The sequence below is a fragment of the Herbaspirillum sp. meg3 genome, from assembly GCF_002257565.1.
Classification (GTDB): domain Bacteria; phylum Pseudomonadota; class Gammaproteobacteria; order Burkholderiales; family Burkholderiaceae_D; genus Herbaspirillum.
This window is the reverse complement of record NZ_CP022736.1, coordinates 2,524,270-2,548,707: the sequence shown is the minus strand read 5'-3', so window position 1 is coordinate 2,548,707 and position 24,438 is coordinate 2,524,270. Positions and strand designations below refer to the sequence as shown.

Below are 24,438 nucleotides of genomic sequence, written 5' to 3'. Positions count from 1 at the left end.
ATGCCGACGCGCTCCACCACCTCTCTCCTTTTTGCTGTCCTGCATCCATTGTTATGGCTGGGGCGCAGCGCGCGCCGCGTCACACTGACAATCGGCGCACTATTGCTTATCCTTCTCGGCATAGCCACTTTAAGCGCGAGCTCCATCCTCTACAACTGGGCCACCGATGACTGGCAGGAGGATATCGATAATCTTTCGCTGGTGCTGGCAGAGAACGCAGCGCAGACAATGGCCTCTTCCACTCTGGTGCTTGACGATATAAGCCAGTTGTCCCGGGCCGGCGCCAAGGATGATCGAACTTTTCGTGCAGCCGCTTCCCACCCAGCCATCAGTCAAATGATGCGCGACAAGATCAGCGGGCTCCCCCAGATTTCCGGCGCGGCAATTGTTGCCGCCGACGGCAGCGTCCTCGCGCTGACACGGCCACTCCCCACAAGCGGCATCAACGTGAGCGACCGAGACTATTATCTCTATCACGTCAGACACAACACCGATGAGATCTTCTACAGCGCTGCGGTGCGTAATCGGAGCAGCCAAGCGTGGACGTTTTACCTGAGCCGTCGCATCAATGATGCCCGCGGCAATATGGCCGGGATTGCTCTGGTTGCTATCTCGTGCGATTTTTTTACCAATTTTTTCAAAAGTATCAGCCTGGAGAAACACGTATCCATTGCACTTTTCGGAGGCGCCCATAATTTGCTGGTAGGCTGGCCGCAGCAAACCGGCGACAGCGAAACAAACAAGGCCGCAGATTTTGACGACACAAAAGCTGCTCCTGCAAACAGATTGCTTGCAGGCGTGCCCAGTGACACGCCGGATATATCTTCTCAACGCACAGTCCGGCGCACGCCGATGAGCATCAAAGTCAGCATCACTGAAAGCGGCTTTCGGGACAGTTGGTTACGCGCCATGCGCGTCCTGGGCGCTATTGCCGGCGCCAGCATGCTGGTGCTGTTGATTGCGTTCAGTTTCATGGCAATCATACTCAGGCGACGCGAAGAAGATGCTGTCGCGGCAGCGATACTCCGAGAACAGGCCGACGCCTCTAACCAGGCAAAATCACGGTTCCTCGCAATGATGAGTCACGAGATCCGCACACCGATGAACGGCATTCTTGGAATGAGCGAGCTATTGCTCGACACAAATCTCGACAAGGTGCAGCACAGTTATGCCCGGCAAGTCCATCTTGCCACCTCAGAACTGATGCGCATCATCAACGAAGTTCTCGATTTTTCCAAAATCGAATCCGGGCGCATGGACTGTGAGAACAGCATTTTCTCTCCTTCGCAGTTGCTCAACGACGTGGTAGCGCTGCATCGTGCTACGGCGCAGAAAAAAAACCTCCGCATCGACATTCAGATCGGCCAATCCGCTGCAGCCGAGGTCGAAGGCGGCTCTGCACACATTCGCCAGGTGCTGGGGAATCTGCTGAGCAATGCCATCAAGTTCACTGCATCCGGGTATGTAAATGTCTCGCTGCAATGCATCTCCGATGCGACACGTCCCGGGATGGTCATATTGCACTACGCAGTTTCTGATACCGGCATAGGTATCGGCGTTGAGCAGCAAGCAAGGCTATTCCAGCCGTTTAGCCAGGCCGATAGCTCCATTAGCAGAAAATACGGCGGCACCGGACTGGGGCTATCTATCTGCAAGCGACTGGTAGAGCTGATGCAGGGCAAGATATCCTGCGAGAGTGAGGCGGAAAAAGGAACGACTTTTCGCTTCGAAGTCCCCTGCCGCAAAGTCAGCTCCTCCGACGGAGCCAAACTGTTACCCGCAGGAGCGGAAGGAATCACATCTGTGCCGACGGCACGTGCCGACGACGACAATCTCAATAAAGACAACATACCCTCCCCGCAGCCTTCCTCTGCGCCTCCCTCCGTGGATGCTGCTGCGCATATTCTGGTGACCGAAGATACGCTGATCAACCGGCAACTGGCGCGCATGTTGTTGACAAAGAAAGGTTATCGCGTCAGTGAAGCAGAAAACGGCGCCGAAGCCCTGGCTGCCATGAAACAGGAGCATTACGACCTGGTGCTGATGGACTGCATGATGCCCATGATGGATGGCTACGAAGCCACGCGCCTTCTGCGCGAGTGGGAAGCCTCCAAAGGACTCCCGCACCTCCCCATCATCGCGCTGACCGCCAGCGTGATCGAAGGAGATCGTGAGCGTTGCCTCGCGGCCGGCATGGATGACTATCTGCCCAAGCCTTTCACTGCAGCGGCATTTCTGGCAATCGTCGAGCGCTGGCTGCCAAGAGCGCCGCAGGACGCTTCCACCGAGAACTGATGAGGCACAGACCGCCCTTCAGAGTCAAAATCTTCTCCTGCTGCTTAAGCAGGCTGAAAACGAACGATCAACATCGAGAGAAATTGAACAATTAAATAAAACAAATAAAACAAATATTTAATTAATTCAATAAAATTGTTATAATTGTTGCGTCGAATTTGGCGCAACAAGCATGTGATGCACATCGCCACTCGACAATATTCCATCGATAGTCGGCCTCGGGAGATTCACATGAAATGGTTCTACGATCTGAAAATTGCCAAAAAACTGATTTTGTCTTTTTCAGCCATCCTCTTGCTTGTTACAGCATTGGGAGGCTTTGCATTGATGCAGCTTGATAAGGTCAATCAGGCATCCAACGAAATTGCATCTAATTGGCTACCCAGTATTCGTACGCTCGCCGATCTCAAACTGACCTTGTCCCGTTTACGCAGCTTTGAGCTTCAACATATTTCCGCGCTCACTCCGGAACGCGCTGCCGAAGCCGATAAAAATGCCACCAATCAGCTTGCCCTTATCATTCGCAGTCAAAAACTCTATACCGAGCAAATCTCGGAACCAGAAGAGAAAGCCATCTATCCACAGGCCGAAAAGCAAATTCAGACTTTTGTGGACGAACATCCGAAGATCATGAAATTAGTCGCTACCGGCAAGAAAGACGAAGCTCTCGTCTTGCTCAACGGCGTGTCGACCGCCTCATATCGCGAAGCGATGGACTTGGTGGAAAAGCTGGTGATTGTCAATGAAAAAGGTGCGACAGCGTCGAATCAGTTATCTGCCCAGACGTACGCCAGCGCCAAGGTATTAATCTCGGGATTCCTGATCGCAGCCATTGCGCTCTCGTTGTGTCTTGCAGTATGGATTGCAAAAATCGTCTCGCGCCCCTTAGGTGAAGCTCTCGGCGTCGCGAAAAGAGTCGCCGCCGGAGATTTGACCGCGGACATCGAAGCCCATAGCAAGGACGAAACAGGCGAACTCATGCTGGCGCTCAAGTCCATGAATGACAATTTGCTCAAAATCGTCGGTGAAGTGCGCACCAGTACTGATACCATCAATACCGCCTCCGGTGAAATCGCGGCCGGCAACCTGGATCTGTCTTCGCGTACCGAAGAACAAGCAGGCTCGCTGGAAGAAACCGCATCCGCCATGGAAGAACTGACGTCGACCGTAAAACAAAATGCAGACAACGCCCGTCAGGCCAATCAGCTGGCAGTCTCCGCTTCCGAGGTTGCCGTCCAGGGCGGCAATGTTGTCGGAAAAGTGGTCAGCACGATGGATGCCATCAATGAGTCCTCCCGCAAGATTGTGGACATCATCAGCGTCATTGACAGCATTGCCTTCCAGACCAACATCCTTGCCCTGAATGCCGCAGTAGAAGCAGCCCGTGCTGGCGAACAAGGTCGTGGTTTTGCAGTTGTTGCTTCAGAGGTTCGCAATCTCGCGCAACGTTCGGCAGCCGCAGCCAAAGAAATCAAAACCCTGATTGATAACTCCGTCTCCAAAGTCGACGACGGCAGTAAATTGGTGGCTCAGGCCGGTGCGACGATGGATGAAGTGGTAGCCAGCGTCAAACGTGTGACCGACATTGTGGGAGAAATTTCAGCGGCAAGTGTTGAACAAAGCAGCGGCCTTGAGCAGATCAATCAAGCCATCGCACAAATGGACGAAGTGACTCAGCAGAACGCCGCGCTGGTCGAAGAAGCTGCTGCCGCAGCCCAGTCTTTGCAAGACCAGGCCGGTCGCTTGTCACTTGCAGTCGGCGTGTTCAAGCTGAGCCATAACGACGGCTTAATGTTGAATACTGCTCCGCATCAAAGCCATCGCAGTATCGACATTACCCCTCGTGTAGCTCAGCTTCCACGCAAAGACATCCGATCGTTGGCGCAAAAGCAAGTTGCCACCGCGACCGATGACATGCATGGCTCCTGGGAGCAGTTTTAAAGCAAATCACGTCCGATCGAAGCCGATAGGACACCAGACGACGCAAAGCAAAGCAAAGCAGACACATAGTCCCGTCTGCCACATATAACCTTGAGGCTTCCATGGATGCATTTCAAAAAGAAATCGACGAACGTACGAATCTCACCAGCAGCAACAAATTCGAATTGCTTTTGTTTCGCCTCGGTGGCGGCACGGAAGATACTCCCGGCGAGCTGTTCGGTATCAATGTATTCAAGATTCGGGAAATTGTACCGATGATGCCTATCACCAAAGCAGCGGGAACGCAGTCACCCGTGCTGGGAATGGTCAATATCCGCGGTCAAGTGATCTCAGTCATCGATCTGCCTGCAGTCGCCGGCTGCACGCCGCGCACCGGCCTCAATATTCTGTTGATTACCGAGTACGCACGCAGCACGCAAGCATTTGCGGTCGAGTCGGTCGAAGAAATAGTTCGCCTTGACTGGAGCCAGGTACTGTCTGCGGAATCCCGCGCCGGTGGCGACATCGTCACCAGCATCGCACGCCTGGACTCTGAAGGCGAAGGCGGACATCTGGTGCAAGTGCTGGACGTGGAGCAGATTCTGCATATGACATCGCCGATTCAAAAGGCACTCAACGAAACGCAGGTCACCTCACTGCAGTCCATGATCAAGCCTGGGGCGGTTGTGCTTGCAGCAGACGACTCCAAAGTGGCACGCTCGCTCATTGAGCACGGACTGGAAACACTCGGTCTGCCGTACATCATGACAAAGACCGGCAAGGAAGCCTGGGAAAAGCTGCAATCCATCGCCGCAGAATCAAAACAGGCCGGTACGCCAATCGGCGACCGGGTTGCCTTGATTCTTACCGATCTGGAAATGCCGGAGATGGACGGCTTTACGCTTACCAGAAACGTGAAAGCCGATCCTCGCTTGAAAAGCATCCCGGTCGTCATCCACTCTTCCCTGTCCGGATCTGCAAATGAAGATCACGTACGCAGCGTCGGAGCGGACGGCTATGTTGCCAAGTTTGCAGTCGAGGAACTGGCAGCGACCATTAAAACCGCCCTGCAAAAATCCGCCGCCGTACCTGCAACCAACTTGCACGCTGTTCCGGCCTGACGTCATCGGCTGAATCACAAACGAGACAAACATCACCAAAAGCGAGTCCCCATCCGAACACCACTTGAACAGGGAGTACTGAATGCGTACCAATCTGCCCGTCACCAACAACGAACATCCCTTTAAAGACGGTGAGTCGATTGTTTCCAAAACCGACTTGCAAGGAAATATCCAGTACGTCAACCCTTACTTCCTGGAAGTAAGCGGCTTTACCGAGGCCGAACTGATCGGTGCCCCACAAAATATCGTGCGGCATCCGGACATGCCCGTTGAGGCGTTTGCCGACATGTGGGCGACCCTTAAATTGGGCGTCCCATGGACTGGCCTGGTCAAAAATCGCTGTAAAAATGGCGATTACTACTGGGTCCTGGCCAATGTCACCCCCATCCGCGAGAACGGAAAACCCGTCGGGTACATGTCGGTGCGCACCAAGCCCTCCTCTCAACAGGTTGCGGAGGCAGGCAAGGCTTACCGGATGTTCAAGGACGGCAAGGCCAAGGGTTACGCCATCCGTCAGGGCGAGGTTGTCAGCACCGGCGTACTTGCACGCGTCCGGAACTTGCGGGACATCTCTCTGACATTGCGCATCGGCCTCATCATGAGCTTCATGATCGTGCTTCTCCTTGGACTGGGCGGCGCCAATTTGCGCACAGGAATGCAAGGCAACACCGGTGCTTACTGGATTGGTGGTGCAACACTGGGCGGCGCAGTCGTGATTCTGTACTTCTGGCATTCTCTGCTGACGTCGATTTCACAGCCGCTGAAGCTGGCAACAGACGTAGCCCGGTCGATTGCCGGCGGCGATCTGTCCAGTAAATTCGCTTCTTCTCGCAAAGACGATACCGGTCAGTTACTGCGCGCTCTGCAACAAATGACGGTCAACCTGGTTGCCATCATCGGCGATGTCCGCGCAAACGTAGATTCGATTCAGGTCTCGACGAAAGAAATCGCCAAGGGCAACATGGACTTGTCCGGTCGCACGGAAGCACAAGCATCCAGTCTTGAAGAGACGGCTGCCAGCATGGAGGAATTGGCTGCCACAGTGCGGCAGAATGCTGAAAACGCCATGCAAGCCAACAAGTCCGCATCGACGGCATCCGAAGTCGCGATTGCCGGCGGTGAAGTGGTGCATAAGGTCACTACGACCATGGGCGAAATCAGCGACTCCGCAAAACGCATTGTCGACATCATCGGAATCATTGACAGCATCGCATTCCAGACCAACATCCTTGCTCTTAACGCAGCTGTCGAGGCGGCGCGCGCCGGTGAGCAAGGCCGCGGATTTGCCGTCGTCGCCACCGAAGTGCGCAGTCTGGCTCATCGATCGGCTGCTGCCGCCAAAGAGATCAAAACCCTGATCAACGTTTCGGTTCAAAAAGTCGATGCCGGTGTAACGCTGGTAGCACAGGCTGGAACAACGATGGAAGGCGTCGTCTCCTCCGTACAGCGTGTCACCAGCATTATCGGAGAAATTTCGGCTGCTTCCGGTGAACAAAGCAATGGCATTCAACAAGTCAACGAAGCCGTCACCCTGATGGATGAAGTCACTCAGCAAAACGCAGCATTGGTTGAGGAAGCAGCAGCTGCTGCTGCCAGCTTGGAAGAGCAGGCAGTCAAACTGTCGCAGGCGGTCAGTATTTTTAAACTGGCCAATCAAAGCCCTGCGAGGTCTGTACCGCTTGCTGTTGTACACCCGCGAACCAGCCAAATTGCGAGGATCGCAAGATCCTGAGTTCTGACAGGGCCGCACTATGAGCCGCCATCAGCAAGAAACCCCTCAGGACAATCGCGGTAATGTATGGCGACAGGATTGACTCCTGTCGTCGTTACGCTAATGCCAACGAGGATGCACCACCGAAATACGTGCACACACGATTGCGGCCGGTGGACTTTGCCTGGTACAAAGCCTTATCCGCCATATCGACAATACTCTCTGCGGTGTCGGCTGAAGAAACTTCCGTCAGGACGGCGACGCCCGCGCTGGCGGTCACGACGCCGGGTGGATTGCCTGAATGCGCAATTCTCAGGTCACTGATGTTTTTCAGAATGTCGGATGCAATGAGTGTGGCGCTGTGCTTATCGCAATGCGGCAGCATCACTACAATTTCTTCTCCTCCGTAGCGCGCCACCAAGTCACCGGGGCGCTGTTCCGCAACTTTGACAGCGGCAGCGATGCGGCGCAGACAATCGTCGCCGGCAACATGGCCGTAGGTATCATTGTATTTTTTGAAGTAATCGACATCTATCATCACGATGGCAAGCGGTTCGCCATCACGCGACGCACGACGCAGCTCCTTGACGATCTCGTCGTCGAAACAACGCCGGTTCGCCAATCCGGTCAATCCGTCATGCATGGCCAGACCTTGCAGCATTTGATTCAGATGCTCGACTCGCACTCTCGCTTCAATCGCTTCGTTTTCAGCTTGCCCTCTCAATTGGATCTGGACAATCATTCGATTTCCCAAATAACCGAGAAAGGCAATCAGCAATAGCAAGCCCACGCCATGCATGATGGCATCCGACTTCCAATTGGCCAGGACTTCGTCCTCGGACAAGGCGGCAGCAACGAAAAGCGGATACCGGTTCAGATGCCGATAACTGTTAATACGTGTAATACCGTCTTGCGCGGAAGTGATTCGCGCTACACCTGAAGAAGTCTTGGAGGCGTAGTCGCGAAAAATAGAGGCATTCTCAAGGCTTTTTCCGATCGAATCGTTGCGAAGCGGTCGCCTGAACAGGATGTTGCCGTCGTTTGATGCCAACAGCAGTGCTCCAGCATCACCAATGCCGAAGTTGTCATAAAAGTTTGCAAAATAATTCAACTTGATGGCTGCCATGACAACACCGTCAAAACTGCCATCCGGTTTATTTAGCCGCCGCGAGATAGTGACAATCCATTCACCGGTCACGCGACTTTGAATCGGGTTATCGATGTGAGGCAAGCCATTTGCATGCGTCTGATGATAGATAAAATACGCGCGGTCTTTGCTGTTGACATTTGCGCGGACCATCTTTTCCGAGTTGACGATCCAGTTACCCTCTTTGTCGATCACGAACAATGCATGCAGCTGCGTCAGCTCGGAAACCTGCAACGCCAGAAACCGCTCCAGTCGCCGCAGCGCGGCAGGTTCCCGTCCGTCATATTCCAGTTTTTCCGACATGCCGATGAGTGCCGTATCAGCGGCCTTGAACGTGTCTTCAGCGTGTTGCGCCAAGGCACGGGATATGTTGGTGGTGGTGCTGCGCGCCTCGTCCAGCTGAGTGGCTCGCGCGCGCCAGTTATTCCACGTCACCAGCAGCATCAGCAAGACACATACCAGAACGACGAATATTTTTGCAGAAACAACGACAGCACGGAGTTCTTTGCTGAGCATGGGCAATTCACGACGGAAGAGATGATTGAGGAGTATTGGGCACCATCGTAGAGCAATCAATGCTCCGCATCCTGATACAGATCAAAATCCGTCGCAGTATCTTGCCGGAACGCGAGTCTCTTTCGAAGACTGTTGCCAAATGAGCGCGGAATGCTCTGGTCCAGTGTGCCTTCAGATGCAAATAAGTTGATCCAGGACAGGTATATGCAAGGAAGGAGGCGACACGATGGCGATTGACGCCTAGACTCAAAACACTCGCTGTTTAACCAATCGGATCGTTTGCCGGAGCAACTTATGAACTATCCATTGCAATCCGCTACCTCAAGTCACCTTCCCTCCACCATCTTCGTGCCGAGTACTACTGCCAGAAGCTGTTCCGGATGCAGCATGCACCAGCTCTGCTTGCCCACCGGCCTGAACGATTGCGACACAAAACGCCTCGACAAGATTATCGGCCGCCGCAAAGTGGCCCGCGACAGCTTTCTGTATCGCATCGGAGATCCGTTCACCTCGTTGTATGCCGTGCGTGTTGGCCATTTCAAGAGTTATCAGCAAAACCTTGCCGGCGATCGTCAGATTACCGGCTTCCAGATGACCGGGGAATTGCTCGGCATGGATGCGATCAATACCGAGCGTTATCAATGCGATGCCGTCGCTTTGGAGGATAGCGAGGTATGCGAAATTCCCTTCGAATCCCTGGAGAACCTGTTTGCCCAGATGCCGACGCTACTGCACCATTTCCACCGTGCCCTGAGCCAGGAAATCACCAACGAGCAAAGAATCATCATGCTGCTCGGCAATATGCGCGCCGAACAGCGCTTCGCATCATTTCTTGTCAATTTATCGATGAGTTACGCTACGCGCGGATATTCTGCGACGCGCTTCCAACTGCGAATGACGCGAGAAGATATTGGCAACCATCTCGGACTGACGATAGAAAGCATCAGCCGCATGATTGCCAAAATGCGCAGAGAGGGACTGATTCAAGTGCGTCAGCGCGACGTTGAAATACTTAATTTGTCCGCAATGGGCAAGCTGGCATCCGGGAGTGAGACTTTTGTGTCGACTCCCGTCTGCTATCCAAAGCAATGATCTGCAGGGTGCCGTCAACCAAAAGTCAATACGACGCGCGACGGCACGTCACCATGTTCCAGCCGCTCGAAAACATGATTAATTGATGTCAGCGGCTGCAATTCGATATCTGCCTTGACCTTGCCTGCGGCGGCAAAGGCGAGCGCTTCCGCCATATCTTTGCGCGTACCAACGAAGGATCCTCGGATAGTGATGCAGTTGGCCACGACATCAAACAAGGGCGTCGGAAATTCGCCGGGAGGCAATCCAACCAGCACACAAGTTCCGCGCTTTCGTGTCATCGCAACACCTTGATGGAATGCCTCCAGGGATGGCGCAGTGATCAACACACCATGCGCCCCGCCTCCGGTGACTTCTCTCAATCGAGCAACGGGGTCGCCGACACGCGCATTGATGACAGCTTCCGCTCCGAGGCGCCGGGCGTGTTCAAGTTTGCCGTCATCGATATCAATAGCGCACACGCGCAGTCCCATCGCCTTGCCGTATTGAACCGCCAGGTGGCCCAGACCGCCGATTCCTGAAACGGCAAGCCATTCGCCGGGCTGCGCCTTGCACTCCTTGATGCCCTTATAGGATGTGACGCCTGCACAAATGATGGGAGCCGCCGCCGTTGCGGACAGTCCCGCAGGAATATGCGCCACGTATCTGGGATCGGCCAGGATGTATTCTGCGAAACCACCATTCTTGGTATAGCCACCAAACTCCGCCTCGCCGCATACCGTTTCCCACGCCGCCAGACAGTGCTCACAATGCCCGCACGCAGAGTAAAGCCATGGCACACCGACACGATCGCCCATATTCACTTCAGTCACGCCGGCGCCAACGGCCACGACGACACCGATACCCTCGTGCCCAGGAACAAAAGGCAAGGACGGCTTGACCGGCCAGTCTCCACGTGCAGCGTGGAGATCCGTATGACAGACCCCGCACGCTTCCGTTTTAACCAGAATCTGTCCCGGCCCGGGAGAAGGCAAAGAGATTTCCTTGATGACGAGTGGTTTTCCGAACTGCTCCACCACTGCTGCTTGCATCGTGTTTTTCATTGGGATACTCAATATGAAATACGCTATTAGAAGACGCTGAAGATCAACGTAGATAGGCGAAAGAAGAAGACTTAAATCCCGACAGAAAGCTTGTCGATCACCTTCGTCACACCTGGCGTTCTGAGTGCTGCCGCGAACGCCGCCTGGCGCTCCGCCAATGACGAAACCGATCCGTTGAGCGTGATCTGATCACCGCTCACGACAACATCGATCGCTTTTACCGCTGAATGGGCGCGGCGTTGCAATGCCGCTTCGATATGCATTTTGATGTCGACAGGCCTTGCAACGTTTTTTACGGAGATCTGGTTGCTGATGCCAACGACGCCAAGCAAGCTGCGCAGGGAGCTTTCTGCAGCCACGCGCTGATATTGATGATCCACCTCGCCGCTCAAGGTGACCCAGCCATCCTCGACCATGATCTTGACCCGATCTTTTGGCAGCAGAGCATTCCACTCCAAACCATGTGCTGCGGTTCGGGCAATATCGGCATCGGTGCGTTTGCTGGAACCTGGAAGAACGACATCAATTTCAACGGCAAGTCCCTTGACACCCGCGACACGCTGCACGGCTTTCTCTGCGGCGTATTTTTCTGCGTAGCTGTCAAGGTTCCCCGTCAGAGTGACGACGCCGTCACGCACCTCTACACCAATCTCGTTGTCGTTCACGGCTGCTTCCCATGCCAGTTCGTCGATGACGTCTTTTTTAATCTGAAAATCGGTTTTCATAGAAACACCTCTTACGTTGTTGGTTAGGGTTCGCGTTGGCAAAGCTGTCTGCGTGCGATACGTTTATTTGAATACGAGGACCGGCAATTTGCTGAAGGTCAGCACCTTCTGGGCCTCGCTGCCCAATATCAGCTTATCCAGGCCGTGTCGCCCATGCGAAGCCATGAAGATGGCGTCACAACCATATTCGGTGGCAAATCGCAGGATTTCTTCATGGGGATGAGTCCCTTTGACGGTATGCACTTCACATGCGACACCTGACTTCTTCGCGCATTCCGCAACGAACTCAGCATTGAGCTTCGATTGTTCGAAGATCTCGTCTTCAATTCCCTTCAGGTCGTACCCTGCCCCCATCTCCGGCATGATCAGGCTTGAAAAAATCTCGGACACCGCCAGACCGACGATCGTGCTGCCATACGATGCAGCGAAATCTACCGCAGCCCGCACTGCATTCTTAGAGAGCTCCGATCCGTCCGTCGCGAGCAATATCTTCTTTAGCATTTTTTCTCCAATCAAAAGAGACTCGACGAAGATCATCCTATGCCTCGCTGCCCGGACGCCATTTGACCTGGATCAAAATCGATATAACCAGAAAATTAATTTCGTATGGAGGTGCTCTGGCGCACTTCGCTTGATGTAAGTCAATTCTATTTTCGTGCCGACGACTACTATTTCCTCATCCAATGCGAGGTATCAACCTGTATCAACCTGTTGGCGAGAGGCGAATCATGAATTACAGATCAATCTTGATATACGTCAGCGACGCGGCCGATCTGGAGCAACGGATAAAGCTCGCCGCGCATCTGGCTTCTCGCGCACGCACGACAGTCATCGGACTGGCCATCACAGGAATTTCACGGTTCATGTCACGTTTGCTCAGTCTTTCCGGAGAGACAATTGTCGAAGATGCCCCGGCTTCTGCTCACACTCCAGAGCAAAAAGGCCATCGGGAAAAACTGCGCCTGGACATGACCGAGGCCTTGGAGCGCTTCACCATGTTGGCACGAGTAAATGGCATTGCCACCATTCAGCAGTTACAGGTTGACGACGACGCTGCCAGCGCTTTAAGTCACTACGGCAATGCCGCTGACCTGATCATTCTTGGCAAGAGTGAATTAAGGCGCACCGCAAGACGTGAAGAAAGTGATTTTGTCGAGTTTGTGGCCTTGAATGCAGCTGCGCCTGTATTTGTAATCAATGAAAAGCCGTTTCTCTGGCGACACGCACTGATCGCCTGGAACAGCAGCAGTGTCGCCTCCAGAGCAACGCGCAATGCCATTCCGATACTCCAGGATGTCGATGTCGTCAGCGCCGTCATTTTCGGAGACGGCACTGCGCCCGGCACCCACGGCCCGGCTCTTGAAGAGGATATAAAGCAATGCCTCACAGCGTTGGCGAAACCGATCAACATCATTCGACGCCCGGCAACACCCGACGTCGGACATGCACTACTGGCGCTTGCCGGTGAGCTGGATGCCGACCTCATCGTGATGGGATGTGTTGCGCATCCACGTTGGCGCAGCACGCTATTGGGCGGAACCACGGGCGTGGTGATAGCCGAATCACAGGTTTCCCTATTGTTGTCGCGGTGACATCAACGGAGAGTCACTCTGATACCGATTATTAATGCCGCCTATTAATGCTGTTGATGAATGCCTTTTGCAGAGGATCATATGTTCAAAAAAATCTTAATTCCTACAGATGGTTCAGATCTGTCAAATCGGGCAGTACGCGCTGCCATTGAGTTCGCCAAGGATCATGGCAGTGAAGTGGTTGGCTTATCGGTCGCGAAGACCCTTCCTTACGAATCTTTCACTTTGATCAGCCGGCGCAATGATTTCACATTGCTGTCGGAGTCTATCCGGCAAGGGGCTAAAGACTATGTTCAGATCATTGAAGATCTGGCAGACGCAGCCGGCATAGCTTGCCAGGTACATACCGTGGAAAGCCCTTATCCATGGAAGGCAATCGTTGAAGCAGCTTCGCGCTATGCCTGCGACTCGATATTCATGGCCTCGCACGGCCGCAGCGGCGTAAATCGGATTTTGCTTGGTGACCAGACCAACAAGGTGCTTGTTCAGAGCGAAGTGCCGGTGATCATTTATCGCTAGCTGTCTTCTTTTTGTTTGGTCGATCACTCACAGCTGTCATGAGTTCCTGGAAGAATCTGTGGCTGTGGGGCCAACCAACGAAGAGTGGATGGCCGCCAGCCTGGCACCACCGCGATTGCCGGCAACATCCACTCACTTTTATGCAGTCTGACCAAGGACTTACTCCACCAGGAGCTCATCATGTACCAGACTATTCTCGTCCCCATCGACGGCAGCAACACCGCCGAATCCGCAGCCAAGGAGGCATGCCGGTTGGCCTCTCTCTGCAAGGCGCGCGTGCGCTTGCTGCATGTCCTCGACATGACAACAATGAGCAACGGTTTTGAAGAGCCGGATGTGTACGCCTCGACGACCAGACCTCTCGCACTGAAGGAAGCGGAGGAATTGCTCACCCGCATACGTGCCGAGATGGAAAAGTCGGGAATAACTGTCGATACCGAAATCCAGGAAGCGATGGGTGCGCAGATTGCCGACGTCATCGTTGAACGGGCTATGACCTGGAAGGCCGATATTATCGTGATCGGAACCCATGGCCGTCGCGGTGTTCGCCGTTTTCTCATGGGAAGCGACGCTGAGCAGGTCGCACGAACGTCGCCTGTGCCGGTCTTGCTGGTCAGAAACGAAGCTGGACCATAAGAAACAGCAAAAACAGCATCGACGAAAAGTTCAGTCGATGCTGCCGGGCGTAGCGCCAAATAGAAGATGTCTTGGCGGCTTATTTTCGGGCACGCGTCTTTGTCGCCAATGCCACATTCTTTGCTCCATCGGCGTGAGCTGCATCACTTTCAACCGCATCCATCGCACTCAGTGCCGTGCCGGCCCATTGTGTGTATCCCTTGCTCGCTTGCTCCACCATGTTCTGGATGAACGCCACGGCCGAAGCTCCGCTTGCTGGCACGATGGACTGCGTAGACTGCTGATTGGCGCCGGTTGCCGCATTTGCGCTCAGCGTCTGTGAGGCACGCTGCTGCGCGACTTTTACCAACTCCCCTTGCAAGTCCAGCATCAGCTTGCTGACTTGCTGCCCATAGGTCGCAAAGTGTTCAAAATCCTTTTTGAGATGATTCGCATCGAGCCATTGTGGCATGGTGTTACCTTCTGCCAGTCCTATTTTGGCCGACTTTTCTGACCAGCCGGCGGCATTTTGCTTCAGAACGCTCAGATTCAAATCAGCGATTCTGAATGCAACGTCGACAGCATTCGTGATTACCGTGTTGTACAAACGAAGCTCGGCATTGAACATGCGCCTGACTTCATCGGGACTTTGCATCAAAGGAAACGAGAACATAAAAACTCCTTGGCTTACAGGTTCACTGACGGCAACCTGATTGAAAAACAAAAAATTTCGATCCGGGAAGATCAATGCAGCATGTCCCCTTTACGGCATCGATACCTGTGCATGGGTGCTCGGCTTCGCGCCGGACTTATTAAGCGCTTTAACCAGCTCGGCATCCATTCTTATCAAATGATTCAGAAACCACTGAGGCAGCATGCCAAGTACTTGCCGGGGCAATACATACTCACCATTCATCGCCTTGGGAACCACGTGATGTAAGGTACTCAATAAATCCGCATGCTCTGCGCGATGCTCCCGCAAGGCGGGATAGTTCATTTTTTCCATCAACATCTCTTCTTCCCGAAAATCGGTTTCCAGCAACTCCACGATGCGCAGCAAACACGGCACAAATTCGTGATCCGGCGCGGCCATGATCTTGGTCAACTCCTGAATCAATTCCTTGTGGGCATTGTCCATTTCAACGATGCCTAAAGACATCTGCGGTGACCATGTAAGTGTTTTCATCTGTTGCTCCTGCACACATTATTTCTGACCCGATGTCGGTGACGTCACGCTATGAATTGGCCGCCATTGAGGGCTGGCCGAAAAATCCACCACGTTCCGGCAAAAGCGTGCGCCCGGCATAGGTCGACTGTAGTACGGCATTGTTTTTTCTATTTGATCCACGTCAAAAGGATCAAAATTCGCTGCATGAATAAGAAATGAATAGAAGCTGCAAGTCTGGATAGCAGGATGTCAAAGCAGGCAGTGGACGCGCGATAAACTGCTAAGGCGCTTGATGTATGTCAATCTCCGGCATGACCTCGAATGCTATGTTGGAGCCAGTGTTCCTCAGTGCAGAAACTTGCACACTCCGACCGACAACCTCCAGGTGAACTCATGTCATACAAAACTATCCTCGTCTATGTCGACCAGTCCCGCCGTTCGGCCGAGCGCATCAAACTCGCTGCGGAAATTGCGATCGCTCACGACGCGCATCTTATCGGGGTGGCCGTTACCGGCATCTCACGCTTTATCTACCCGGACGGTATGGTGTTCGTGACATCGGTAATCGATACGCTCCGGCAACGTGCGCAGCACAGCCTCGATCAATTCGAAGAAACCGTTAAGAAGATGGGCGTGAATTCTTACGAACGCCGTGTCAGCGAAGATGATGCACAAGGTGCTCTTGCGCTGCAGGCGCGCTATAGCGATCTGGTCGTTGTCAGCCAGATGGATCTCAGTGAACCCGATGCCGTCGACATTTCCGATCTGCCGGAATACGTCATGCTCAACTCGTCGAAACCGGTACTGGTAGTTCCCTATGCGGGTAAATTCAGCGACACCGGCAGTAACATCTTGGTGGCCTGGGACGGCAGTATGGAAGCCACACATGCAATCGCTAACGCATTGCCGATGCTCAAACGCGCGAAGAAGGTTACCCTCGCAATCTTCAACCAATCCCAAAGATTTGCCACGCATGGCGAACAACCGGGGGCCGACATCGGGCTATACCTGGCGCGTCACGGGGTAAAAATCGAGATCGAAGAAGAGAATACCGAGCTTGATGTCGGCAACGCCCTGCTATCTCTGGCGGCTGATAAAGGAGCCGATCTGCTCGTCATGGGTGGATATGGCCACTCACGTTTCCGTGAAGTTTTGCTTGGTGGTGTGACGTCGCTGATTCTCAATACGATGACACTACCGGTACTCCTGTCACATTAATGCGGCGGTTCAGAAAAGAGGCTTAGAACCTTGGGCGGTTCTAAGCCTCTTCCTGACGAACGCTGTCGCCGTTGCTGCGTCGCCCGTCTTGCAGCAGCCCTTCTCTGAGCTCCTTGCGTAGAGCTGCAATCTCGGCGCGCAACATCCGGGTGTCCATATGCAGCTCATGCCGGAGCCGCTTTTCATCTTCTCCCACCAAAATTGCTGAAATACTCGCGGTGAAGACAGAAAATAAGGCATAGCCCAACAGAACAATAAATACGGCGAAGACTCGGGAGCCAGGTGCAGAGGGAACCAGGTCGCCATATCCCAGTGTCGCGACAGTCAGAAATGCCAACCAGACACCGTCCGCATAGCTATGGATTTTTGGCTCCAGCAACAAAAAACCTTCACCGGCGATCGCCAACACAAACAAGGCAAAGACACCGATCTGCAGCAGTCTATGCGGCGCGACATAACGCGCCACCAACAGGGACAGTCGTAAGAACACGACGGCACAATAGGCTAGTCTGAATAACCACTCCATAAAATGCCACGACGAGTCGTACGGCCACGCACTGGCAATAGCACCAAAGACGATCAGCAAGTCTACGGCAGCCAGTCTCCGGTGTTTCTTGCTCAAAGGCTCAGCCCGGTAGTGCCGCCACAATTCAAAACCGGCAAGCAATGCCACCACACCATAGAGCCATCGTCCGGTATCTCGATATGGCAGCGCGTCGCTATTGAGCACCAGATAGAACGCAGGAATACTCAGCAACAAGGCGACCATCAATAATGGCCGGGATGATAGAGAGAAATACGATCTGGAATTCAACACATTGGCCTCGTAGCGATCCATAAATAGATGGTTTTTTCTACTATGCTCGGTTGTGATGTACAGTGAATTGAGATAGCTCAAATCGATTCGTTTTTCCTTGCAGTAGAGTGGCGCATCGGATGCAAGCCTGACGACAATCAGGAAATTCCCTATGTGGCAAAAAAGCCATATCCATGTAGTATCAGAACAATTGATGCCAGCTCGCCGTTCCGGGCTGTGTTGCTGCACTGCAGTTTGTTCCCACTAAAAATACCAATTGGTAGGTTGTCACTCTCCACATCAAGAGCCGACGCCAAGAACCACACTGCGAGGAACAGAAATTCATGACGAATGACTCGGGGAAAGATGGCCTGAACGGTGGTGAAGTTGATGCCCCTGAAGCGTGGTCCCGCGCGTCAGCTGAACGCAACCGGCGACTGTACTCATCCAAAGAGTACTTCGATGGAATCATTCAATCTTCCGACGACGCCATCATCAGCAAGACCCTTGACGGAATTATCACCAGTTGGAACCACGGTGCAGAGATCATCTTCGGCTATACCGAAGAAGAGATGCTGGGGCAACCGATGCTGCGTCTGTTTCCATCGGACAGAACCGATGAGGAAGCCCTGATTCTCGACAAAATTGTCAGCGGCGAGCGCGTAGCCCATTTTGAAACCATACGTATTCGCAAAGGAGGATCTCCGATCAATGTGTCGGTCTCGATCTCTCCCATACGCGATCCTCAGGGACGGATTATTGGTGCATCGAAAATAGCACGTGATGTGACGACGCAAGTAGAACTGGAAAATGCTGTCGAACAGTTCCAGGCATTGGTCAATTCCTCCGACGACGCGATCATCAGCAAAACCCTCGACGGCAGAATCACCAGCTGGAATGCCGCAGCGCAAGTGATGTTTGGTTACAGCGCGGAGGAAATGCTAGGTCAGCAGATGCTCAAATTGTTTCCAGAAGATCGGCAGAACGAAGAGATGTTCATTCTCGAGAAAATTCTTGCCGGGGAAAAAATCGATCATTTCGACACGATACGCATGCGTAAGGATGGTTCGCCTATTCAGGTTTCCGTCACGATTTCACCGATTCGGGACAAACAAGGAACAATCGTCGGCGCATCAAAAATTGCACGCGATGTCACCTTGCAGAAGATATCGGAAGCCAACTTCAAACTCACCTCTTGCGTATTTACGCATACCAGCGAGGGCATTGCCATTACCGACAATCATGGCGTGATTATCGAGGTCAATCAGGCTTTGACCTGCATTACAGGGTATTCCCGGGAAGAACTGATTGGCCGGACCTATAGCGTATTCAAATCGAGCCGCCAAGGGCCTGACATCGAGAAAGGAATACTCGTCGAATTGGTGCGCAACGGCCACGCACGATCTGAGATCTGGAGCCGACGCAAAGACGGTGAATCCTATACAGGATTATTGACTATCAGCGCCGTCACCGATCAATCTGGACAAACACAGAAGTACGTTGCCCTGTTTACCGATATCACCTCCCTGCGTAAACAGCAGGAAAAACTCGAGCACATCACGCATTTCGATGTCCTCACTGATTTGCCGAATCGCCTGTTGCTGTCAGACCGGCTCCGCCAGGCAATGCGGATGAGTAAGCGTAGCGAAAAAAATCTGGCTGTCCTGTATCTTGACCTTGACGGCTTTAAACAAGTCAACGATCAATGGGGGCACGAACTGGGTGATGCGCTACTGGTCGCCATCGCGCGGCGTATGGCATCTACTTTGCGCGAGGTCGATACACTTGCCCGCATGGGAGGTGATGAATTTGTCGCCGTCCTGGTTGATATTTCCAGCAACGACGAGCTCGATTGTTTGACGAAAAAAATCCTCAAAGCTTGCTCAGAGCCCATTGCTATCGGAAATCACCTTATCCGGATCTCTGCCAGTATTGGTGTCACGCTTTACCCTCATGATGATGTTGACGAAGACCAGTTAATACGTCATGCGGATTTCGCAATGTATGAAGCAAAACAATCCGGAAAAAATAAATACCACCTCTTCGATGCCGCCCGGGACGCAGAAGAAAAAGGCCGTAGCGCCCAGCTGCGTCGCTTATCCGAGGCCCTGGAACTCAATGAGTTTGTGTTGTATTACCAGCCCAAGGTCAATATGCGAACCGGAGCTATCGTCGGCGTCGAGGCACTCATCAGATGGCAACATCCGGAATTGGGTCTTGTCCCGCCTGGATCGTTTTTGCCATTGATTGAGGGGGACAGGCTCAGCGATGATCTTGGCATGTGGGTAATCACGCAGGCCCTGATGCAGATGACAACCTGGAAGGCGATGGAATTGGAGCTGTCCGTCAGTGTCAATCTGGGCCCGAGACAACTTCAGCAAGACAATTTTTATACGACGCTGCGGGATCTCCTGAGATGCTATCCCGATGTGAATCCTGCGAATCTGGAGCTGGAAATTCTTGAGACAAGCGCGTTGCAAGATATCGAGGCCATATCGCAAGTCATGCAAGTGTGCCGAGAATTGGGAGTGCATTTTTCGATTGATGACTTCGGCACCGGCTATTCGTCGCTCACCTATCTCAAGCGTCTTCCAGCTGAAACATTGAAAATCGACCAAAGCTTTGTGCGAGACATGCTAAGCGATCAGGAAGATCTGGCTATTGTTCGTGGGGTAATTGGTTTGGCCGAAGCATTTCACCGCAAGGTCATCGCAGAAGGTGTGGAGACCATTGCCCATGGGGAAGAGTTGCTGCGGATTGGTTGCGAGCTGGCACAAGGTTATGGAATATCCAGGCCAATGCCGGCATCTGCACTCTTTGAATGGATCCGCTCCTGGACGTCTCCGCAACAATGGAAAAAACTTTGTTGATAGCCGATGTCGGCCCGTCGATTATCCGTTCCCCACGAAACACCAGACCGAGGTACAACGCTCCATTTGGAACGTCACACAGGGAAAAATGATTAGCACCAAGCTGATTCCGGAATCGTCGCCAGTTCCTTAAACCCCGGCTTGGCGAACCAGTAGCCCTGCATGAGAGTAATGCCGATGCCCAGCAAAAAATCTCGTTCAGCACGGGTTTCAATTCCCTCAGCAAGAACACGGATATTCAATCGCTTGCAAATGGACGCGATGCCTGCCACGATCGCCTGGCGCGGTACATTGGTATCAATGTCACGCACCAGATCCATGTCTATCTTAATGAGATCCGGCTGATACTCCGCCAGCAAGTTCAGGCCTGCATAACCAGCACCAAAATCATCGATGGCGGTCTGGAATCCAAAGCGGCGATACTCCTTGAATATGTTGACCAGATGCGGCCTGTCCTGGACACGCTCCCCCTCGGTCACCTCGAAGATAATATTTTCAATCGGAAAATTAAATTTACGCGCCGCTGCGAACGTGCTACGGATGCAGACTTCCGGGCGGTACACCGCGTTCGGCAGAAAATTGATCGACAAGAGTTGAGTCATGCCCAACTTGGATGCGCCCTCGACGGCCTTCATTCGGCATGCCTGATCGAACCGATAGCGATTAGTGTCGTTGACTTGCGCCAGCACGCTGGCGGCAGACTCGCCTTGCGGACCACGAACCAGCGCCTCATAGGCGTATATCGACTGCGTGGCGAATTCAACGATCGGCTGATACGCGTACTCAAACTGAATATCCAACTCCGGTGAATCGCGGCAACCATTGCAACCGTTTGTTGCCTCCTGGCCGTCATTACCGCGGGTGGAGTCTGGGTGGATTGGGATCATGCGAATTCCATCAAAAATTAGGTGAGTGAGAGATCAATACCTAACCACCCACTAATGGCACATTGGGAGAAACCGCATGCTTGTTAGAGTCGATATTGAACCGAAAGTGAACCGATATTATATTAATTAATCCAGAATGTACAGATAATGAACTGATATTTCCCATAATTAATGAGTTCAATACTGGTTCATTCTGATATGATTTGTCCTTGTTTACGTTTCAGGATGAAGTCATGTCGGATGAAAATCTTCAAGTCGAGTCGGAAATTGCGTGCTATCGAAGTGGCGTCGCGGCCCGCCTTACCGGAGTACCAGTCGAGACCTTGCGTGTCTGGGAGCGGCGCTACGGCGTGGTCGGACCTCGATTAAGCGAAAGCGGCCAGCGACTTTACACCCCGGATGAAGTACATCGTCTGGGGATCATCAAACGATTAGTCGATGCCGGACATGCCATCGGCAGTATCGCGACCTTGCCCATCGTCACCCTGATCGAAATGTCCAACTTCGAAAAGAGCTCGATTTCGCAAAAAGCGGTCCCGGCACTTGCTTCGCGGACCGATACTCGCCTTGCGCTTGTCGGCCCGTGGATATCTTCCCGGCGAATCAGCGAAGCGCTATCGCACAGCATGCTGAACATTGTGGGGAAGTGCACTGACCTCAACAGGGCAGCCAAGGAGCTGGAAGGAACGATGGCCGATATTATCGTCGTCGAATTTCCGATCCTCGACGAAACGACGATCGATACGCTCAACGAGGTCAAGCAGGCCTGCGACGCAGGCAATGGCATTGTTTTTTATCGTTTTGCCCCCTCGCCCGTTCTGCTGGAGTTGCGCGCGGCAGGCTATGAAGTAGTCCGAAAACCACTGGATTCCGTCGAGGTTGAATGGTTTTGCAATGCATTGATGCGTACACAGGCATCACCTGACCGGGCACGCCCTCTCCTGCCGGCAACCCAGCCGCCCCCACCTCCTCGTTTCGATGAGAGCGGCCTGGCTGCGTTCGCCGAAACGGGTGGAAAAATCTATTGCGAATGCCCACGGCATTTGGCCGAACTCCTGCTAAGCCTTGGCAGCTTCGAAAAATATAGCGCGGACTGCGCCAATCGCGACAGCAAGGACGCGGCATTACACCGCGATCTGCAATGGACGACCGGGCATGCACGCGCTGCACTGGAGGACGCTCTGGTACGCCTGGCGCAAGCGGAGGGAATCGATCTCCCGGCACACTCAGGCGAGTCATTGTGAATATCTCAAGCCATGGACGGCAACCCTATGCGCCGGCACTTGCCCTGGGGCTCGGAGGCTTGACCCCATTCGTTCTGTTGCCGCTGTTAGTCATGGTGCTTGATGAGGGACATCAAGCATTTCTATTGCATGCACTGGTTCTTTATGGTGCCGTCATCTGCACTTTTGTCGGTGCGCTCCAATGGGGCTATGCGGTGCGCGGAGGTTCACAGCAGCCGTGGCTCCAATGTGGCTGGAGTATCGTACCGGCACTCATTTCCTGGATTGTCCCGCTGCTGGCTGTTGTGACCGCGCTTCGGATACTTGCCTGCCTGCTAGTAGCTTGCTACATCGCCGACAGAATCATTGAAAAAACTGAACCTGTCCCTGAGTGGTTTATTCGCTTGCGTGGAATTCTGACTATCGTCGGCTCAGGTTCCTTGCTTGCCGCCAGCTTCATCTAGAACTCATTTCAACCGCGCCGTAACAACCGCGTTGAAGCAGCGCGTATTTGCACTTATCTGTCCGTCACATCACTTTCGATCACCATGCACCTCTTTCTAGACCGATATTACAAGCAGGCTCATCGCCTGATGCTGCCGCTGCTTTGGCTACTTTTTCTCTGTGGGCTCGGCCTATCGACGCTGCACGACACCTGGCACTGGGCGCTGCTGATCGGACTTCCTACAGCCGTCGTGCCGTCACTGTTCATTTGGCGCGCCCCGTATGCGTTTGCCACTCGTGCGCTGGTCGCGGCAGGATTGATGATCTTCGCAGCGCTGTTCATTCATCAGGCAGCCGGGATGACTGAACTGCACTTCGGGATCTTCGTCCTGCTGGCGTTTCTGCTTTGCTATCGAGACTGGAAAGTCATTCTCGTCGCCGCGACCGTCATCGCCATTCATCATCTCAGCTTCAGCTATCTGCAAGAATGGGGATATGGCGTGATTTGCTTCACGAAACCGGGCGTTGGCGAAGTTGTACTGCACGCGCTATTCGTGGTGATTGAATCTGCCGTGCTCGCCTATCTGGCACAACTACTCTATCGCGACGCGGTACAGGCGGGGGAACTCAGCACCAGAGTCGCATCCATGGCAGGCGCCGGCGATGGAACCATCGTCTTGCGCCTGGAGGCCGAGGCACCGATGAGCAATGCGGGAAAGGCATTGCAATTGATGATGACAGAGCTGCGCGACGCCATGATCGATGTTCGCGACGGGACCAGCACGATTGCCGCTGCCTCAGCCAAGATTGCGACCAACAATAACGCGTTGGCCGAACGGACGGCGCAGCAAAGCAGCTCTCTTACCGAGACCGCGAGCTCAATGGCTGAGATCACCTCGGCCGTAAAGAATAGCGCGTCTCATGCCGACCATGCCGATGCGCTCGCAAAAACCGCTGCGGAAGTTGCCGAACGCGGCGGCGCCGAAGTAGGAAAAGTCGTTGCCACCATGGCAGCCATTAACGAGTCGTCACAAAGAATTGTCGATATCATTTCTGTCATCGACGGCATTGCCTTTCAGACCAATATTCTCGCCCTCAATGCTGCGGTGGAAGCCGCCCGCGCAGGAGAGCAAGGACGAGGATTCGCCGTCGTGGCCGGTGAAGTACGCAGCCTTGCTCAGCGTGCCGCCGTTGCGGCAAAAGAGATCAAGCAACTGATCAACGCATCCGCACAGGAAGTCGACACCGGTGGCATCCTGGTTACGCAAGCCGGAAAAACCATGGAAGATGTCGTCGCCAGCATTCGCAGTGTGACGGCGACGATGGCGGAAATCCGTGCCACCGCACGCGAACAAAGTTCAGCTATTGAGCATGTCAATCACGCTGTGCTGGAAATGGACGCCGTGACGCAGCAGAACACGAGTATGGTTGAAGAGGCTGCTGCGATCTCTGCAACACTGAGCGAGCAGGTTCGACGCCTGGTCAGTGTTGTCGGCATATTCAGACTCACGCCTTAGGGCCTGTAGCAGCTGTGAA

Annotated in this window: 21 protein-coding genes; 13 read left to right on the top strand and 8 right to left on the bottom strand. The window is 53.5% G+C overall.

Annotated elements, in window-relative coordinates:
- From hmeg3_RS11520 to hmeg3_RS11505, 4 genes are all read left to right on the top strand, one after another.
- The gene (locus hmeg3_RS11520) at positions 1 to 2,295 is read left to right on the top strand and encodes an ATP-binding protein (protein WP_094563842.1); all 2,295 of its coding nucleotides are present in this window, start codon (positions 1 to 3) and stop codon (positions 2,293 to 2,295) included.
- Positions 2,296 to 2,526: 231 nt separating this feature from the next.
- Positions 2,527 to 4,236 (top strand): methyl-accepting chemotaxis protein, encoded by a 1,710-nt coding sequence (locus hmeg3_RS11515; protein ID WP_094563841.1) that lies wholly within the window; start codon positions 2,527 to 2,529, stop codon positions 4,234 to 4,236.
- 101 nt (positions 4,237 to 4,337) lie between these two features.
- Positions 4,338 to 5,336 (top strand): chemotaxis protein, encoded by a 999-nt coding sequence (locus hmeg3_RS11510; RefSeq protein WP_094563840.1) that lies wholly within the window; start codon positions 4,338 to 4,340, stop codon positions 5,334 to 5,336.
- An 82-nt stretch (positions 5,337 to 5,418) separates the two neighbouring features.
- The gene (locus hmeg3_RS11505; protein WP_094563839.1) at positions 5,419 to 7,068 is read left to right on the top strand and encodes a PAS domain-containing methyl-accepting chemotaxis protein; all 1,650 of its coding nucleotides are present in this window, start codon (positions 5,419 to 5,421) and stop codon (positions 7,066 to 7,068) included.
- Between the two features lie 94 nt (positions 7,069 to 7,162).
- On the opposite strand, the gene hmeg3_RS11500 is transcribed toward hmeg3_RS11505, so the two are convergent.
- The gene (locus hmeg3_RS11500) at positions 7,163 to 8,710 is read right to left on the bottom strand and encodes a GGDEF domain-containing protein (RefSeq protein WP_094563838.1); all 1,548 of its coding nucleotides are present in this window, start codon (positions 8,708 to 8,710) and stop codon (positions 7,163 to 7,165) included.
- Between the two features lie 294 nt (positions 8,711 to 9,004).
- Here hmeg3_RS11500 and fnr point away from each other — a divergent pair, with 294 nt between their 5' ends.
- Positions 9,005 to 9,802: a fumarate/nitrate reduction transcriptional regulator Fnr gene (gene fnr, locus hmeg3_RS11495; RefSeq protein WP_094563837.1), complete on the top strand. Its 798-nt coding sequence runs from the start codon at positions 9,005 to 9,007 to the stop codon at positions 9,800 to 9,802.
- Positions 9,803 to 9,816: 14 nt separating this feature from the next.
- Here the strand turns inward: fnr and hmeg3_RS11490 are convergent, their stop codons facing one another.
- The 3 genes from hmeg3_RS11490 to hmeg3_RS11480 form a co-directional block, all read right to left on the bottom strand.
- Positions 9,817 to 10,845, bottom strand: coding sequence for a zinc-dependent alcohol dehydrogenase (locus tag hmeg3_RS11490; RefSeq protein WP_094563836.1), 1,029 nt, complete (start codon positions 10,843 to 10,845; stop codon positions 9,817 to 9,819).
- 71 nt (positions 10,846 to 10,916) lie between these two features.
- Positions 10,917 to 11,570, bottom strand: a complete 654-nt coding sequence (locus tag hmeg3_RS11485) for a BON domain-containing protein (RefSeq protein ID WP_094563835.1) — start codon at positions 11,568 to 11,570, stop codon at positions 10,917 to 10,919.
- A 63-nt stretch (positions 11,571 to 11,633) separates the two neighbouring features.
- Entirely contained in the window at positions 11,634 to 12,107 is a 474-nt protein-coding gene (locus hmeg3_RS11480; protein ID WP_232511965.1) for a universal stress protein, read from the bottom strand.
- A 191-nt stretch (positions 12,108 to 12,298) separates the two neighbouring features.
- On the opposite strand from hmeg3_RS11480, the gene hmeg3_RS11475 reads away from it, so the two are divergent.
- The 3 genes from hmeg3_RS11475 (at position 12,299) to hmeg3_RS11465 (ending at position 14,317) form a co-directional block, all read left to right on the top strand.
- Positions 12,299 to 13,162 carry a universal stress protein gene (locus tag hmeg3_RS11475; RefSeq protein WP_094563834.1) on the top strand — a complete coding sequence of 288 codons (864 nt, stop codon included), beginning with the start codon at positions 12,299 to 12,301 and terminating at the stop codon, positions 13,160 to 13,162.
- Between the two features lie 81 nt (positions 13,163 to 13,243).
- The gene (locus hmeg3_RS11470) at positions 13,244 to 13,681 is read left to right on the top strand and encodes a universal stress protein (protein WP_157739256.1); all 438 of its coding nucleotides are present in this window, start codon (positions 13,244 to 13,246) and stop codon (positions 13,679 to 13,681) included.
- A 180-nt stretch (positions 13,682 to 13,861) separates the two neighbouring features.
- Positions 13,862 to 14,317: a universal stress protein gene (locus hmeg3_RS11465; RefSeq protein WP_094566278.1), complete on the top strand. Its 456-nt coding sequence runs from the start codon at positions 13,862 to 13,864 to the stop codon at positions 14,315 to 14,317.
- A gap of 79 nt (positions 14,318 to 14,396) precedes the next feature.
- Here hmeg3_RS11465 and hmeg3_RS11460 read toward each other — a convergent pair whose 3' ends face one another.
- A complete protein-coding gene (locus tag hmeg3_RS11460) occupies positions 14,397 to 15,044 on the bottom strand; it encodes a hypothetical protein (protein WP_157739255.1) in 648 nt (215 codons plus the stop codon).
- Positions 15,045 to 15,059: 15 nt separating this feature from the next.
- Complete coding sequence (locus hmeg3_RS11455; protein ID WP_094563831.1) at positions 15,060 to 15,482, bottom strand: bacteriohemerythrin; 423 nt, start codon at positions 15,480 to 15,482, stop codon at positions 15,060 to 15,062.
- 375 nt (positions 15,483 to 15,857) lie between these two features.
- Here hmeg3_RS11455 and hmeg3_RS11450 point away from each other — a divergent pair, with 375 nt between their 5' ends.
- Positions 15,858 to 16,682 (top strand): universal stress protein, encoded by an 825-nt coding sequence (locus tag hmeg3_RS11450; protein ID WP_094563830.1) that lies wholly within the window; start codon positions 15,858 to 15,860, stop codon positions 16,680 to 16,682.
- 40 nt (positions 16,683 to 16,722) lie between these two features.
- Here hmeg3_RS11450 and hmeg3_RS25045 read toward each other — a convergent pair whose 3' ends face one another.
- Entirely contained in the window at positions 16,723 to 17,727 is a 1,005-nt protein-coding gene (locus hmeg3_RS25045; RefSeq protein ID WP_232511964.1) for a potassium channel family protein, read from the bottom strand.
- Positions 17,728 to 17,822: 95 nt separating this feature from the next.
- On the opposite strand from hmeg3_RS25045, the gene hmeg3_RS11440 reads away from it, so the two are divergent.
- Complete coding sequence (locus tag hmeg3_RS11440; RefSeq protein ID WP_094563829.1) at positions 17,823 to 20,348, top strand: bifunctional diguanylate cyclase/phosphodiesterase; 2,526 nt, start codon at positions 17,823 to 17,825, stop codon at positions 20,346 to 20,348.
- 92 nt (positions 20,349 to 20,440) lie between these two features.
- Here the strand turns inward: hmeg3_RS11440 and hmeg3_RS11435 are convergent, their stop codons facing one another.
- On the bottom strand, positions 20,441 to 21,235 hold the full coding sequence (locus tag hmeg3_RS11435) for an EAL domain-containing protein (protein ID WP_094563828.1): 795 nt from the start codon (positions 21,233 to 21,235) through the stop codon (positions 20,441 to 20,443).
- A 233-nt stretch (positions 21,236 to 21,468) separates the two neighbouring features.
- Here hmeg3_RS11435 and hmeg3_RS11430 point away from each other — a divergent pair, with 233 nt between their 5' ends.
- The 3 genes from hmeg3_RS11430 to hmeg3_RS25180 all read left to right on the top strand — a co-directional run bounded on the left by hmeg3_RS11430 (position 21,469) and on the right by hmeg3_RS25180 (position 24,419).
- Complete coding sequence (locus hmeg3_RS11430; RefSeq protein WP_094563827.1) at positions 21,469 to 22,479, top strand: MerR family transcriptional regulator; 1,011 nt, start codon at positions 21,469 to 21,471, stop codon at positions 22,477 to 22,479.
- Positions 22,476 to 22,922: a DUF3429 domain-containing protein gene (locus hmeg3_RS11425; protein ID WP_157739254.1), complete on the top strand. Its 447-nt coding sequence runs from the start codon at positions 22,476 to 22,478 to the stop codon at positions 22,920 to 22,922. The genes hmeg3_RS11430 and hmeg3_RS11425 overlap by 4 nt, the downstream gene beginning before the upstream one ends.
- Before the next feature lie 129 nt (positions 22,923 to 23,051).
- Positions 23,052 to 24,419 (top strand): methyl-accepting chemotaxis protein, encoded by a 1,368-nt coding sequence (locus hmeg3_RS25180; protein ID WP_157739253.1) that lies wholly within the window; start codon positions 23,052 to 23,054, stop codon positions 24,417 to 24,419.
- Positions 24,420 to 24,438 lie beyond the last annotated feature (19 nt).